Consider the following 15,107-nt stretch of genomic DNA (forward strand, 5'->3'; position numbering starts at 1 on the left):
CGCCCACAGGCCGAAGAGGAGGGCGCCGACCGGCCGCATGACGAGTCACCCCCTCACTCGCGTCCTGCCGGTCAGCCCTTCTGCGGGGACGGCTTGCGCGGGGCCGGCCGCAGCGCCGCCGCCCGCGTCGTCACCGACGTCCACCAGGCCGACAGCGCCCACACCACCCGGACGGTCGAGCGCGGGAGGACCACTGCGCGCACCCGCGTGCCACGGCCGGCCGTGTCCTGGAACCCGACGACCACCCGACGGGCGTCCTTCACGAGCCCGGCCGTCATGCTCGGCCGGGGCGCGTAGAGAACCTGCTCCACGGCGTCCGCCACCCGGTGCACCGCGGCGGTGGTCGGCGGATCGAGCCGCCCGAGTGCCACGATCCGGGCGGCCGCCCTGCGCGGGGTCAGCGATTCGTCGGGCGAGATCCCGAAGTCCCAGGCGGTGTCGGTCAGTTCCTCCCAGACGGCCAGGGTGTGGATCGCCGCCTCCGCCTCCGTACGTCCGTGCGCGCCCAGCCGTACGGATCGCATCCGGGTCCGCCACAGCATCGGCGCGAACGGGAGTGACAGCAGCGCCAGCGCGCCCAGCGTCAGCAGCACTATCGACACGTACGCCCAGAAGTTCGGGCCGTCGTCACCCGCCGCGATCGCCGGGGCCTGGCTCGCGCAGCCGTCCAGCTTCCGCAACTGGGCCGTGCAGCTCTCGCTGGCCGAGGGGGCCGCGGAGGGCGCCGTGCTCGTCGAGGTCGAGGGGCGGGCCGGGTCCGGGATGTCGCTGCCGGGCGTCGTCGACTGGGTGTACGACGGGACCGAGCCGCGGTTGGGGGTCGGTTCGAAGCGGGTCCAGCCGATGCCCTCGAAGTACAGCTCGGGCCAGGCGTGCGCGTCCTTCAGGCCCACCGACACCGTGCCGTCCGCCTCCACGGTGCCCGGTGCGAAGCCCACCGCGACCCGGGCCGGAATGCCCAGCGTGCGGGCCATCGCCGCCATCGCGAAGGAGAAGTGGACGCAGAAGCCCTGCTTCTCCTTCAGGAACTTGGCGATCGCGTTGCGGCCGGTGCCGACGTCCACCTGGGTGTCGTACTGGAAGCCGCCGGTCACCGCGAAGTAGTCCTGGAGCTTGACCGCCTGCTCGTAGTGACTGGTCGCACCCGCGGTGACCTGGCGGGCGGTCTCCGCCACCACCGCCGGCAGGGACTTCGGCACCTTCGTGTACTGGTCCCTCAGCGTTTTCGACGGCTCGGGCGCCGTGGCCAACTGGTCCGCGGTCGGCTGCACGTCCAGGCTCTTGACCTCGTAGGTCACCCCGCGTGTGTTCTGCCCGTGATCGCCGACGACGGTCATGCCCACGGGCTCGTAGCGCCAACTGCCGTCGATGCTCACGCCGCTGGGCGGATACGGCATCGGCAGCCAGTCCTGGGCGTACCAGCCGGCGGCCGAGATCCGGGTCTTGATCTCCGAGCGCTTGACGTCGGCGCCGAGGCCGGTCGGGGTGGGGAACGTGCTCGGCACGCCTTCGATGTGCCGCGACGTCGGCTTCCAGGTGGTGCCGTCGAAGTCGTCCAGGGACACGATCCGCAGATACATGTCCGAGATGTCGTTCGTGTTGGTGCGCAGGGACAGGACCTGGCGGTTCTCGTCCACGTTCAGGCTGTCCCGGAGCGAGACCAGGGGGTTCACCGCGGAGATCGTCCCGCCGTTCCCGGTGCCCGAGCCCACTCCGGTCCCGGCGGCGTCCAGCAGACCGCCCGAGATCGTGGGCAGCGGCAGCAGGGCGATGGCCATCGCGACCGCGCCGATCCGTCGCCCGGTGCGCACCGGCGCGAGCGGGCCCGGGGACTCCGAGCCCGGGGTGGTGCGCGGCGCCCCGCCGAACACCCGGCCCCACTGGGCGAGTCGGTCCCGGCCCTCGGACAGGAGCAGCAGCAGATAGCCCGCGGCGGCGAGCAGGAACCACAGCCAGTCGGCGCTGCTGTCGGACAGCCCGGCGGCGACCGAGTACAGGGCGAGCAGCGGCAGTCCGGCCGGGGCCGCGCTGCGGAAGGTGACCGCGAGGGCGTCCACCGCGAGGCCGATGACCAGGACACCGCCGATGATCATCAGTCGGATGCCGTCGTGCAGCGGTGCCGGGATCGCGTACCGGGAGACGTCGTCGGAACCCTGCTGCAGCAGGTCGGCGAAGTGCTGGAAGGCCTGGGGGCCCGGGACGATCCCGGCGAGGGCCTGCTCGCGGGCGAAGACCAGGGTCAGCATCAGCAGCGTGACCAGGGCCTGTGCCGCGACGGTCAGCGGCCGGGCCAGCGGGACCCGGCGGGTCGCCGCGCCCACCCCGGTCTGGATCGCCAGCAGGAAGGCGGCCTGGAAGATCCAGATCGCCGGGGAGACCAGGGGCATCAGGGCGCAGGACGCCATCAGTGTGGCGGCCCAGGCCCACAGTGCCAGTCGTGCCCGCCCGCTCACGCCCATCCCTCCCCGAGGCCGGCCGCGGTGATGCCGTTCCGCTCCCGGTCGGCCCGCTGCCACAGCTCGGTCAGGGACGCGCCGCGCGGTACGCCCACGGCGGTCCAGCCCGCGTCCCGGAGCATCCGCAGCCGCTCGTCGGACTGTTCGCCCGCACCGGGGACGTCGGTCGGCTCGCGCACCCAGCCCTCGCTGTCCAGCACGAAGGCGAGGGCGCCCCCGCTGCGCTGCCGCATCCGGGCGACGACCGCCGCCTGTTCCTCGTCGAGGTCGCCGAAGAAGGCCACCAGCAGCCCTTCGTTTCCGCCGCGCAGGACGTCGTAGGCACGGGACAGGCCCGAGCCGTCCGAGTGGTCGATCACCGCGAGGGTGTCCATCATCAGCCCGGCCGCGTCCGCCGACTCCTGGCTCGCGCCCGCGAACCCGTCGGCGTCCTGGCCCGGCACCGAGTTGCCGGTGTCGCTCAACAGCCGTACGGAGAAGCCCCGTTCCAGCATGTGCACCAGGACGGAGGCGGCGCCGGAGACGGCCCACTCGAAGGCCGAGTCGGGGCCCTGGCCCGCGAAGGCGATGCCCCGGGTGTCGAGGAGCACCGTGCAGCGGGCGCGCTGGGGCTGCTCCTCGCGGCGCACCATCAGCTCGCCGTAGCGCGCGGTGGAGCGCCAGTGCACTCGGCGCAGGTCGTCGCCGTAGCGGTAGCCGCGCGGGATCACGTCGTCCTCGCCGGCCAGCGCCAGCGAGCGGTTGCGTCCGTCGCCGTAGCCCTTGGCCTCGCCGCTGAGGCGGACCGGGGGCAGGGCCTCCACGCGCGGGATGACCGTCAGGGTGTCGAAGGTCGAGAAGGAGCGGGTCAGTTCGCACATCCCGAAGGGGTCCGTCAGGCGCAGTTGCAGCGGGCCCAGGGGGTAGCGGCCGCGCAGGTCGGAGCGGACCCGGTAGGACACCTCGCGGCGGCCGCCCGCCTCGACCCGGTCCAGGACGAAGCGGGGACGCGGACCGAGCACGTACGGCACCCGGTCCTGGAGCATCAGCAGGCCGGTGGGCAGCCGCGACACGTTGTCCATCCGGAGATGGACGCGGGCCTCGCTGCCGGCCGGCACGCGCGCGGGGGAGAGCCGGCGGCTGCCGGCGACCCGGTAGCGGGTGCGGTAGAGCACGGTCGCGCAGACCAGGGGCAGCACGGCCAGCAGCAGCCCGACCCGGAGCAGATCGCCCTGCCCCAGGACGTACGCGCAGACGGCGGCGGCGATACCGGCGGCCAGGAAGGAGCGCCCGCGGGTGGTCAGCCCGGCCAGCGCCGTGCGGATCCCGCCCTTCTCGTCCCGCTCGGGCTCCGGGTGGCCCGGTCCCGCCGGGGCCATCACAGCCTCCGGGGCGGCTGCTCGCCGTAGGACGGTGTGCCGCGGCCCATGCCGAAGCTGCTCTGCTGCGGGGGCGCCGCGGGCACGGGGGTGCTCTGGATGATCTCCTGGACGACCTGCTCCGCCGTACGACGGTTGAGCTGGGCCTGCGCGGTGGGCAGCAGGCGGTGGGCCAGGACCGCGACCGCGAGCGCCTGGATGTCGTCCGGCAGCGCGTACTCACGGCCGCTCAGGGCGGCGGATGCCTTCGCCGCGCGCAGCAGGTGCAGCGTCGCGCGCGGGGAGGCGCCGAGTCTGAGGTCGGGGTGGTTGCGGGTTGCGGAGACCAGGTCCACCGCGTACCTGCGCACCGGGTCGGCGACATGGACGCCGCGGACCGCCTCGACCAGCTTCACGATGTCGTGCGCGTGGGCCACGGGCTGGAGGTCGTCGAGCGGGTTCACCCCGCCGTGGATGTCCAGCATCTGCAACTCGGCCTCCGCGCTGGGATAGCCGATGGAGACCCGGGCCATGAAGCGGTCGCGCTGGGCCTCGGGCAGCGGATAGGTGCCCTCCATCTCGACCGGGTTCTGCGTGGCGACCACCATGAAGGGGCTGGGCAGTTCGTAGGTCTGGCCGTCGATGGTGACCTGGCGCTCCTCCATGGACTCCAGGAGCGCGGACTGGGTCTTCGGCGAGGCGCGGTTGATCTCGTCGCCGATCACGATCTGCGCGAAGATGGCGCCCGGTTTGAACTCGAAGTCCCGCTGCTGCTGGTCCCAGATGGACACACCGGTGATGTCCGAGGGCAGCAGGTCGGGCGTGAACTGGATTCGCCGCACCGAACAGTCGATCGACCGCGCCAGCGCCTTGGCCAGCATCGTCTTGCCCACGCCCGGAACGTCCTCGATCAGAAGATGTCCCTCGGCGAGCAGCACGGTCAGCGAAAGCCGTACGACCTCGGGCTTGCCCTCGATCACTCCTTCCACCGAACTGCGGACACGCTCCACAGTGGCGGTCAGATCTGTAAGGCTCGCTCGATCGTCATAGGTCGTCACCCGGCCCTCCTCGGCCCGTTCTTTCCATGGGCCGACGCCTGTGATGCGGACCGGCCCACCCCGAAACACGGACACCGCGCGGGAAAAGTTCCGCGCGACGCCACACCCGCATTCTTGTTGCCGTTACCGGTTCGTGTCACTCGCCTGTGGACAACTGCCTTCGCTTTGTCGGGTCTTACGACCTTTTGAGCGGTCCGGGCGGTGACGTTTTCGGGGCGGGCGGGCGCGTCAGGCGGGGTCGATCTCGCGCAGCAGACCCGACTTCACGTCGAAGACGAAGCCGCGCACATCATCAGTGTGCAGCAGGAAGGGCGAGGTGCGCACACGCTGCATGGACTGGCGTACGTCCTGTTCCACGTCCCGGAAGGCCTCCACCGCCCAGGCGGGGCGCTGGCCGACCTCCATCTCCAGGTCGTGCCGGAACTCCTCGGTGAGGGACTCCAGGCCGCAGCCGGTGTGGTGGATGAGCACGACGCTGCGGGTGCCCAGCGCCCGCTGGCTGATGGTGAGGGAACGGATGACGTCGTCGGTCACGACACCGCCCGCGTTGCGGATGGTGTGGCAGTCGCCGAGCTGGAGGCCGAGCGCCGCGTGCAGGTCGAGACGGGCGTCCATGCACGCCACCACGGCCACCTGGAGGACGGGGTGGGCGTCCATCCCCGGATCGGTGAACGCGGCGGCGTACTGGCCGTTCGCCTCGACCAGGCGGTCGGTCACGGTCCCGCCGTCGACTATGGCGCCTTCGGACTCTGTGGGTACGGATGCGGAGGTCGTCATACCTATGACGGTACTGGTCACCGGCCGTTCGGTCGCGGTACGGGAAGGGAAAAAGAGCGTCATTGCGTCCACTTGTGAGGTAACCCACACGGGTGGCGGGGGTGCCCCTGTGTGGGTGATTCCTCCCGTTCTGAGGCTTCACGCGCACCCCGGCCCGCGACGCGCAGGCCGGTTGATTGACCGTGAGACAGCGTGGACTAAAGTTGCGCGGAGCGGGAGGCGAGGCTCTCCCTGCTGGACTTTTCCCGGAGACCCCGGCGATTTTCCGGATTCTCCCCACGTGCGCGGCGCGTACGTACGGCTCGGCCTCCTCCCGCTCCCGGTCGGCCGACGCTTCCGGCGCCGGCGGGCCTCCCCTTCATGAGCGGGCGGGGACCCGGCGGTGCGTACGGGCCCGCCGGACCTGAGAGGGCCCCTTGAGCAACAGTCGACACGTCCCGGTGATGCTCCAGCGGTGCCTGGACCTGTTGGCCCCCGCGCTGGAGCGGCCGGGAGCGGTGGTCGTCGATTGCACCCTCGGCCTCGGCGGGCACAGCGAGGCACTGCTCACCCGGTTCCCCGAGGCCCGCCTCGTCGCCCTCGACCGCGACAAGGAGGCCCTGCGCCTCTCCGGCGAGCGCCTCGCCCCCTTCGGCGACCGCGCCATCCTCGTGCACGCCGTCTACGACGAACTGCCCGAGGTGCTCGACCGCCTCGGCATCCCGCGCGTCGAAGGCGTCCTGTTCGACCTCGGCGTCTCCTCCATGCAGCTCGACGAGGCCGACCGCGGCTTCGCCTACGCCCAGGACGCGCCCCTGGACATGCGCATGGACCAGACGACCGGCATCAGCGCCGCCGAGGTCCTCAACACCTACCCGGCCGGTGAGCTCGTGCGGATCCTGCGGGCGTACGGCGAGGAGAAGCAGGCCAAGCGGATCGTGTCCGCGGTCGTCCGGGAGCGCGACAAGGAGCCCTTCTCCAACAGCGCGCGGCTCGTCGAACTCATCCGCGACTCGCTGCCCCAGGCCGCCAAGCGCACCGGCGGCAACCCCGCCAAGCGCACCTTCCAGGCGCTGCGCATCGAGGTCAACGGCGAACTCTCCGTCCTGGAGAGCGCGATCCCCGCCGCGGTGAAGTCCCTTGCCGTGGGCGGCCGGATCGCCGTTCTGTCGTACCACTCGCTCGAAGACCGCCTGGTGAAGCAGGTGTTCGCGGCCGGCGCCGCCAACACCGCGCCTCCTGGGCTGCCGGTCGTGCCCGAGCGGTACCAGCCCCGGCTCAAGCTCCTGACGCGCGGTGCCGAACTTCCCACCGAGGAAGAGGTCGCCGAGAACCGGCGGGCGGCCCCCGCGCGACTGCGGGGGGCTCAGCGCATCAGGGAGGACGTCGTTGAGTAGGAAACCCGAACTGAGGGGCAGGGCCGCGCGTCTCGCGCGGCTTTTCCCGACCGGCCCCGGACAGGCGGCCCGGACCCCGTTCGTGCTCCTTGTCGTGCTCCTCCTCGGCGGCGGCCTGATCGGCCTGCTCGTGCTGAACTCCGCGCTCAGCGAAGGGCAGTTCAAGCTGGACGACCTCCAGAAGCAGACGAAGAGCCTCACCGACGAGGAACAGGCCCTCCAGCGGGACATCGACGCCTACTCCGCTCCCGACGCCCTCCAGCGCCGCGCCCACGAGCTGGGCATGGTGCCGGGCGGAGACCCCGCCTTCCTCGACCCGAACGGCACCGTGAAGGGTGTCCCCGAGCAGGCCACCGCCGCGAAGACCTCGGTGGAGGCGCCGCTGGTCCTCGCCCCCGAGGCGCTCGTCAGCAGCCCGAGCCCCACAACCGTCGTGTCCACTCCGGCCGCGACCAGGTCTGTACAGCCCGCCCAGCCCTCCACACCCCAGTCCTCCACCCCGACAACCCCCGGCAGGTGACGGAAGTGTCCGACAGGGAACCGCCGCGCCGCCGAGTGCCAGGACCGGCCAGGGCCGAACGCCCCGATGCCCGGCGCCGCCCCGGACCCGGCGCCCGCCCGGCCCGCCGCCCGGCATCGCCTCCGCCATCGGCCCGCCCGGGCGGCCCCCGCTCCCTCCGGCTCGGCAGCCCCCGTCCCCGGCTGCGCATGATCAGCCTCGGGCTGACCCTCGTCCTGATCGCCTTCGTCGTACGGCTGCTCCAGGTGCAGGCCGTCGACGCGAGCGCGTACGCCGCCAAGGCCGCGCAGAACCGGTACGTCGACTACGTCCTGGCCGCCGAGCGCGGTGAGATCACCGACCGCTCCGGGGTGGCCCTCGCGACCAGCGTGGACGCGTACACGATCACCGCCGACCCGACGCTCTTCACACGCAAGCAGTTGAAGATCGACGACGGGCCCGAACAGGCGGCCGCCCTCCTCTCCCCGATCCTCGGCGTGGACCAGGCCTCCCTCGTCAAGAAGCTCAGGCCGGCGAACAAGAACCTGCGCTACGTGGTGCTCGCCAACCGGCAGACCCCGCAGGTCTGGAAGCAGATCAAGGACCTGAAGTCCGCGCTCACCACCAAGTCCGGGACCGACCCGACGACGGTCAACGTCCTGGCCGGTGTCCTCGCCGTCCCCACCACCAAGCGCGTGTACCCGAACGGCGATCTCGCCGCCGGGATACTGGGCTGGGTCAACGCCGACGGCAAGGGCGGCGGCGGGGTCGAGCAGCAGTTGAACAAGGACCTCACGGGCAAGGACGGCAAGGTCCGCTACGCCCAGTCCGGCGGCCTCCAGGTGCCCACCGCGGGCTCCACCGAGACGCCCGCGGTGCCCGGTTCCGATGTCGAGCTGACCATCGACCGGGACATCCAGTGGGCGGCGCAGAACGCCATCACCGAGCAGGTCAAGAAGTCCAAGGCGGATCGCGGGTACGTGATAGTGCAGGACACCCGCACCGGAGAGATCCTCGCCATGGCCAACGCGCCCGGCTTCGACCCGAACGACCTCGCCCAGGCCAACGCGGCCTCTCTGGGCAACGCGGCCCTCCAGGACGCCTTCGAGCCCGGTTCCACCGCCAAGGTCATGACGATGGCCGCCGTACTCCAGGAGAACGTGGCCACCCCGCTGACGCATGTCGTCGTGCCGAACCGGCTGCACCGCGGCGACCGGCTCTTCCAGGACGACGTGGACCACGCGACCTGGAACCTGACGCTCAACGGCGTCCTCGCCAAGTCCAGCAACATCGGCACCATCGAGGCGGCCGGCCAACTCGGCAAGACGCAGGCGCAGTCCAACCAGGTCCTGTACTCGTATCTGCGCAAGTTCGGCATCGGCAGCTACAGCGGCCTCGGCTTCCCCGGCGAGACCAAGGGCATCCTCGCGCCCGCCTCCAAGTGGTCGACCTCGCAGCAGTACACGATCCCCTTCGGTCAGGGCATGTCCCTCAACGCGCTCCAGGCGGCCTCCGTGTACTCGACGGTCGCCAACGGCGGAGTCCGCGTCGAACCCACCCTGGTGCGCGGCACGAAGGGGCCCGACGGCCGCTTCACGCCCGCGGCGACGCCCAAGAAGACCCGGGTCATCAGTGCGAAGACGGCGAAGACCCTCGCCCAGATGCTGGAGTCCGTGGTGGACGACGAGCAGGGCACGGGCGGTAAGGCCGCCATTCCGGGGTACCGGGTCGCGGGCAAGACCGGCACCGCCAACCGCGTGGATCCGGCCACCGGCAAGTACAAGGGCTACACCTCGTCGTTCGCCGGGTTCGCGCCCGCCGACAACCCCCGCATCACCGTCTACTGCGCGATCCAGAACGCCACCAGCGGAAGCTACTTCGGCGGTCAGATCTGCGGACCGATCTACAAGCAGGTGATGGAGTTCGCCCTCAAGACCCTCCAGGTCCCGCCCACCGGGGCGAAGGCCGCGAACCTGCCCGTGACCTTCACTCCCTGATCAGCGCAACAGCCAGGAACCGATCCGTGACCATGATCACCTCCCAGTCCGGGAACCAGGACGCACCCCGCCCCTCGCTTCGCCCCGGGGCGGGTGCGCCCGGTACGCTCACCGCCGTGCCAACCGCCGATCAGTCCCAAACCCCCCAGAAGGGCGCATCCGTGACATATCCGGGACCGCCCAGGCCGGCGCAGCTCTCCGCCACACCCCTCGCGGAACTCGCCGGTCAACTGGGCGCCGCCGAGCCGACGACGACCGCCGACGTCACGGGCATCACCCATGACTCGCGCGCCGTCCGCCCCGGCGACCTGTACGCCGCGCTGCCCGGCGCCCGCCTGCACGGCGCCGACTTCGTCACCCAGGCCGCCGGCCTCGGCGCCGTGGCCGTCCTGACGGACCCGGCCGGCGCCGACCGGGCGGCCGCAACGGGCCTGCCGGTGCTGGTCGTTGCCGACCCGCGCGGGCAGATGGGCGAGCTGGCGGCCACGATCTACGGCCACCCCGGCCGCGAGCTGCTCCAGATCGGTATCACCGGTACCTCCGGCAAGACCACCACCGCGTATCTCGTCGAGGGCGGCCTGAAGACGGTCCGGTCCACCGGCCTGATCGGCACGGTCGAGACGCGCATCGGCGACGAGCGCATCAAGTCGGAGCGCACGACCCCCGAAGCCACCGATCTCCAGGCGCTGTTCGCGGTCATGCGCGAGCGCGGGGTCGACGCGGTCGCCATGGAGGTCTCCAGCCATGCGCTGGTCCTCGGCCGGGTCGACGCCTGTGTCTTCGACATCGCGGTCTTCACCAACCTCAGCCCGGAGCACATGGAGTTCCACTCCGGCATGGAGGACTACTTCCAGGCCAAGGCCAGGCTGTTCACCCCCGAACGCAGCCGCCAGGGCGTGGTCAACCTCGACGACGAGTACGGCCGCAGGCTCGCCCGCGAGGCCACGGTCCCCGTGGTCACCTACTCCGCCGAGGGCCACCCGGACGCCGACTGGCGCGCCGAGGACGTCGAAGTCGGCCCGATGGACTCGACGTTCACCGCGGTCGGCCCCAAGGGCGAGCTGATCACCGCCAGGTCACCGCTCGCGGGCTCCTTCAACGTGGCCAACACCCTCGCCGCGATCGCCGCCCTGGCCACCGCGGGCCTCGACCCGCAGCTCGCCGCCGACGGCATCGCCGCCGTGCCGGGCGTGCCGGGCCGCCTGGAGCGGGTGGACGCCGGACAGCCGTATCTCGCGGTCGTCGACTACGCCCACAAGACGGACGCCGTCGAATCGGTCCTGCGCGCGCTGCGCAAGGTCACCGAGGGCAGGGTGCACGTCGTGCTCGGCTGCGGCGGGGACCGGGACAGGACCAAGCGCGAGCCGATGGGCGCCGCCGTGGCCCGGCTCGCCGACACCGCCGTACTGACCTCCGACAACCCCCGCTCCGAGGACCCCCTCGCGATCCTCGCCACCATGCTCCAGGGCGCGGCCTCCGTGCCGGCGCACGAGCGGGGCGAGGTCCAGGTCTTCGAGGACCGGGCCGCCGCCATCGCCGCCGCCGTCGCCCGCGCACGGCCAGGCGACACCGTGCTGGTCGCGGGCAAGGGCCACGAGCAGGGCCAGGACATCGCCGGAGTGGTCCGTCCCTTCGACGACCGCCAGGTGCTTCGCGAAGCCATCCAGAACACCCAGGGATGAAAATCCAGAAGACCCAGGGGATGAACTTGTGATCGCCCTCTCCCTCGCCGAGATCGCAGCAGTCGTCGGCGGGCAGACGCACGACATACCGGATCCGTCCGTCCAGGTCACCGGCCCGGTGGTCCGCGACTCCCGGGAGGTACGACCCGGCAGCCTCTTCGTCGCCTTCGTCGGCGAGCGCGTCGACGGCCACGACTTCGGACACGCGGTCGTCGAGGCGGGCGCCGTGGCCCTCCTGGCCTCCCGCCCGGTCGGCGTCCCCGCGATCGTCGTGGACGACGTCCAGAGCGCCCTGGGCGCCCTCGCCCGTCATGTCGTACGACGGCTCGGCGCGACCCTGGTGGCCCTCACCGGCTCGGCGGGCAAGACCAGCACCAAGGACCTCATCGCCCAGGTGCTCGCCCGCAAGGCGCCCACGGTGTTCACACCGGGATCGTTCAACAACGAGATCGGGCTGCCGCTGACCGCGCTGAGCGCCACCGACGAGACGAGGTTCCTCGTCCTGGAGATGGGCGCCCGCGGCATCGGCCACATCCGCTACCTCACGGATCTGACGCCCCCGCAGATCGGCCTCGTCCTCAACGTCGGCACCGCCCACATCGGCGAGTTCGGCGGCCGGGAGCAGATCGCGCAGGCAAAGGGTGAACTCGTGGAGGCGCTGCCGGAGAACGGCGCCGCGATCCTCAACGCAGACGATCCTCTCGTACGGGCCATGGCGTCCCGTACGAAGGCGAAGGTGATCCTTTTCGGAGAGTCCGGCGAAGCGGACGTACGCGCCGAGAACGTGCGACTCACGGACAGCGGACAGCCCGCCTTCAGCCTTCGCACACCCTCCGGGTGCAGCGAAGTGACCATGCGCCTGTACGGTGAGCACCACGTGTCGAACGCGCTCGCCGCGGCCGCCGTCGCCCATGAGCTGGGCATGTCCGCAGACGAGATCGCCACCGCGCTCTCCGAGGCGGGCTCCCTCTCCCGCTGGCGGATGGAGGTCACCGAGCGACCGGACGGCGTGACCATCGTCAACGACGCCTACAACGCGAACCCCGAGTCCATGCGAGCCGCCTTGCGCGCGCTCGCGGCCATGGGCAAGGGGCGGCGGACCTGGGCGGTGCTCGGCAAGATGGCCGAGCTCGGGGACGAGGCGCTCGCCGAGCACGACGCGGTCGGACGGCTCGCCGTCCGGCTCAATGTCGGCAAGCTCGTCGCGGTCGGGGGCAGGGAAGCGTCCTGGCTGCAACTGGGCGCATATAACGAGGGTTCGTGGGGTGAGGAGTCGGTGCACGTGTCCGACGCACAGGCGGCGGTCGACCTGTTGCGCAGCGAGTTGCGCCCGGGAGACGTCGTTCTCGTGAAGGCGTCCCGGTCGGTCGGTCTGGAGAGCGTGGCGCAGGCGCTCGTCGAGGCCGGTACCGAGGGTGAGGTTGCCGCCCGATGATGAAGCAGATCCTGTTCTCAGGAGTCATCGGCCTGTTCCTGACCCTGGTGGGCACCCCGCTGCTGATCAAGCTGCTGGCCCGCAAGGGCTACGGCCAGTACATCCGCGACGACGGCCCGCGTGAGCACGCCAGCAAGCGCGGTACGCCGACGATGGGCGGTATCGCCTTCATCTTCGCGACGGTCGCCGCGTACTTCCTGTCCAAGGTCATCACCGGCTACACGCCGACCTATTCGGGTCTGCTGGTACTCGGTCTGATGGTCGGGATGGGACTCGTCGGCTTCCTCGACGACTACATCAAGATCGTCAAGCGGCGTTCGCTGGGCCTGCGGGCCAAGGCGAAGATGGCCGGCCAGCTGATCGTCGGCATCAGCTTCGCGGTGCTCGCGCTGCAGTTCCAGGACGCCCGCGGCAACACCCCGGCCTCGACGAAGCTGTCGTTCATCACGGACTTCGGCTGGAAGATCGGCCCGATCCTGTTCGTGATCTGGGCGCTGTTCATGATCCTCGCGATGTCGAACGGCGTGAACCTGACGGACGGTCTGGACGGCCTGGCCACCGGCGCCTCGGTGCTGGTCTTCGGCGCCTACACCTTCATCGGCGTCTGGCAGTTCCAGGAGTCCTGCGCCAACGCGCAGACCCTGACCAACCCGAACGCCTGCTACGAGGTACGCGATCCGCTCGACCTCGCGGTCATCGCCTCCGCGCTGATGGGCGCCTGCCTGGGCTTCCTGTGGTGGAACACGTCGCCGGCCAAGATCTTCATGGGGGACACCGGTTCGCTGGCCCTCGGCGGTGTCCTCACCGGTCTGGCGATCCTCTCCCGCACGGAGCTGCTGGTCGCCATCATGGGTGGCCTCTTCGTCCTGATCACCATGTCGGTGGTCATCCAGGTCGGCTCCTTCAAGCTCACCGGCAAGCGGGTCTTCCGAATGGCCCCGCTCCAGCACCACTTCGAACTCAAGGGCTGGTCCGAAGTGCTCGTGGTGGTCCGTTTCTGGATCATCCAGGGCATCTGCGTGATCGTCGGCCTGGGCCTCTTCTACGCGGGATGGGCAGCGGAAAAGTGACCGAAGGGCAGGGGCTCTCCTGGGAGGGCAAGCACGTCACCGTCGCCGGACTCGGTGTCTCCGGGATCCCGGCGGCCAAGGTCCTGCACGGCCTCGGCGCGCACGTCACGGTCGTCAACGACGGCGACGACGAGCGCTCCCGGGCCCAGGCGGCCGACCTGGAGGCGCTCGGCATCATCGTGCGCCTCGGCGACGGCGCGACCCTGCCCGACGGCACCGAACTGATCGTCACCACCCCCGGCTGGAAGCCCGACAAGCCGCTGTTCACGGCGGCCCGTGAAGCGGGCGTTCCGGTCTGGGGCGACGTAGAACTCGCCTGGCGCCTGCGTGGCCCCGACGCGGCTCCCTGGCTGGCCGTCACCGGCACCAACGGCAAGACCACCACGGTCCAGATGCTCGCCTCGATCCTGAAGGCGGCGGGCCTGCGCACGGCGGCGATCGGCAACATCGGGGTCTCGGTGCTCGACGCCGTCCTCGGGGACGAGCAGTACGACGTCCTCGCCGTCGAACTGTCGAGCTATCAGCTCCACTGGGCGCCCTCGGTGCGCGCGCACTCCGCCGTCGTCCTGAACCTGGCGCCCGATCACCTCGACTGGCACGGCTCCATGGAGGCGTACGCCGCCGACAAGGGCCGTATTTACGAAGGCAATCGGGTCGCCTGCGTCTACAACGTCGCCGACAAGGCCACCGAGGACCTGGTCCGCGAGGCCGACGTCGAGGAGGGCTGCCGGGCCGTCGGGTTCACGCTGGGCAGCCCCGCGCCGTCCCAACTCGGCGTCGTGGACGGCATCCTGGTCGACCGGGCCTTCGTCGAGGACCGGCAGAAGAACGCCCAGGAGCTGGCCGAGGTCTCCGACGTCAACCCGCCTGCCCCGCACAACATCGCCAACGCCCTTGCCGCGGCGGGCCTCGCGCGCGCCTTCGGGGTGCCCGCCAAGGCCGTACGGGACGGGCTGCGGGCCTTCACGCCCGACGCGCACCGCATCGCGCACGTGGCCGATGTGGACGGCGTCGCCTACATCGACGACTCCAAGGCCACCAACACCCATGCGGCGGAAGCCTCGTTGGCGGCCTACCCGTCGATCGTGTGGATCGCGGGCGGGCTCGCCAAGGGCGCCATCTTCGACGAACTGGTCGCCAAGTCGGCGAAGCGGCTGCGGGGCGTGGTACTGATCGGTGCCGATCGGGCGCTGATCGCCCAAGCCCTCGCGCGACACGCCCCGGAAGTACCCGTCGTCGACCTCGACCGGACCGACACTGGGGCGATGCTCGCGGCTGTCCAGGAGGCACAGCGGCTCGCCGCCGCCGGCGACACGGTGCTGCTCGCCCCGGCCTGCGCCTCCATGGACATGTTCGCCAACTACAACAAGCGCGGTGACGCGTTCGCCCTGGCGGTTCGCGAACTCGGCGCCTGACCGAC

At 71.1% G+C, this 15,107-nt stretch carries 11 protein-coding genes; 7 read left to right on the forward strand and 4 right to left on the reverse strand.

Translation table 11 applies throughout. The features are described 5' to 3' along the window. Nucleotides 1-71 precede the first annotated feature (71 nt). From AB0M63_RS29595 to AB0M63_RS29610, 4 genes are all read right to left on the reverse strand, one after another. Nucleotides 72-2,453 carry a DUF3488 and transglutaminase-like domain-containing protein gene (locus AB0M63_RS29595; RefSeq protein ID WP_366021598.1) on the reverse strand — a complete coding sequence of 794 codons (2,382 nt, stop codon included), beginning with the start codon at nucleotides 2,451-2,453 and terminating at the stop codon, nucleotides 72-74. After that, nucleotides 2,450-3,814, reverse strand: coding sequence for a DUF58 domain-containing protein (locus tag AB0M63_RS29600; protein ID WP_366021599.1), 1,365 nt, complete (start codon nucleotides 3,812-3,814; stop codon nucleotides 2,450-2,452). Before AB0M63_RS29600 ends, AB0M63_RS29595 begins: the two co-directional genes overlap by 4 nt. Then, complete coding sequence (locus tag AB0M63_RS29605; protein ID WP_366021600.1) at nucleotides 3,814-4,851, reverse strand: MoxR family ATPase; 1,038 nt, start codon at nucleotides 4,849-4,851, stop codon at nucleotides 3,814-3,816. Before AB0M63_RS29605 ends, AB0M63_RS29600 begins: the two co-directional genes overlap by 1 nt. A 228-nt stretch (nucleotides 4,852-5,079) precedes the next feature. Beyond that, complete coding sequence (locus tag AB0M63_RS29610) at nucleotides 5,080-5,628, reverse strand: carbonic anhydrase (protein ID WP_355912665.1); 549 nt, start codon at nucleotides 5,626-5,628, stop codon at nucleotides 5,080-5,082. 416 nt (nucleotides 5,629-6,044) lie between these two features. Here AB0M63_RS29610 and rsmH point away from each other — a divergent pair, with 416 nt between their 5' ends. The 7 genes from rsmH (at nucleotide 6,045) to murD (ending at nucleotide 15,102) form a co-directional block, all read left to right on the forward strand. Continuing rightward, nucleotides 6,045-7,004 carry a 16S rRNA (cytosine(1402)-N(4))-methyltransferase RsmH gene (rsmH, locus tag AB0M63_RS29615; protein WP_355912662.1) on the forward strand — a complete coding sequence of 320 codons (960 nt, stop codon included), beginning with the start codon at nucleotides 6,045-6,047 and terminating at the stop codon, nucleotides 7,002-7,004. Continuing rightward, on the forward strand, nucleotides 6,997-7,524 hold the full coding sequence (locus AB0M63_RS29620) for a hypothetical protein (RefSeq protein ID WP_366021601.1): 528 nt from the start codon (nucleotides 6,997-6,999) through the stop codon (nucleotides 7,522-7,524). The genes rsmH and AB0M63_RS29620 overlap by 8 nt, the downstream gene beginning before the upstream one ends. 5 nt (nucleotides 7,525-7,529) lie before the next feature. Then, complete coding sequence (locus AB0M63_RS29625; RefSeq protein WP_355912656.1) at nucleotides 7,530-9,500, forward strand: penicillin-binding protein 2; 1,971 nt, start codon at nucleotides 7,530-7,532, stop codon at nucleotides 9,498-9,500. A gap of 161 nt (nucleotides 9,501-9,661) precedes the next feature. After that, nucleotides 9,662-11,182 (forward strand): UDP-N-acetylmuramoyl-L-alanyl-D-glutamate--2,6-diaminopimelate ligase, encoded by a 1,521-nt coding sequence (locus AB0M63_RS29630; protein WP_366021804.1) that lies wholly within the window; start codon nucleotides 9,662-9,664, stop codon nucleotides 11,180-11,182. Between the two features lie 28 nt (nucleotides 11,183-11,210). Beyond that, complete coding sequence (gene murF, locus AB0M63_RS29635) at nucleotides 11,211-12,617, forward strand: UDP-N-acetylmuramoyl-tripeptide--D-alanyl-D-alanine ligase (RefSeq protein ID WP_366021602.1); 1,407 nt, start codon at nucleotides 11,211-11,213, stop codon at nucleotides 12,615-12,617. Then, a complete protein-coding gene (gene mraY / locus AB0M63_RS29640; protein ID WP_352183683.1) occupies nucleotides 12,614-13,687 on the forward strand; it encodes a phospho-N-acetylmuramoyl-pentapeptide-transferase in 1,074 nt (357 codons plus the stop codon). Before murF ends, mraY begins: the two co-directional genes overlap by 4 nt. Continuing rightward, entirely contained in the window at nucleotides 13,669-15,102 is a 1,434-nt protein-coding gene (gene murD, locus AB0M63_RS29645; RefSeq protein WP_366021603.1) for a UDP-N-acetylmuramoyl-L-alanine--D-glutamate ligase, read from the forward strand. The genes mraY and murD overlap by 19 nt, the downstream gene beginning before the upstream one ends. Nucleotides 15,103-15,107 lie beyond the last annotated feature (5 nt).

This window comes from Streptomyces sp. NPDC051576 (assembly GCF_040681835.1).
Classification (GTDB): Bacteria; Actinomycetota; Actinomycetes; order Streptomycetales; family Streptomycetaceae; genus Streptomyces.

Excerpts from the sequence above, each read along its gene's own strand:
- AB0M63_RS29600 (WP_366021599.1), bottom strand. The coding sequence starts at position 3,814 with ATGGCCCCGGCGGGACCGGGCCACCCGGAGCCCGAGCGGGACGAGAAG.
- mraY (WP_352183683.1), top strand. The coding sequence starts at position 12,614 with ATGATGAAGCAGATCCTGTTCTCAGGAGTCATCGGCCTGTTCCTGACC.
- murD (WP_366021603.1), top strand. The coding sequence starts at position 13,669 with ATGGGCAGCGGAAAAGTGACCGAAGGGCAGGGGCTCTCCTGGGAGGGC.
- AB0M63_RS29610 (WP_355912665.1), bottom strand. The coding sequence starts at position 5,628 with ATGACGACCTCCGCATCCGTACCCACAGAGTCCGAAGGCGCCATAGTC.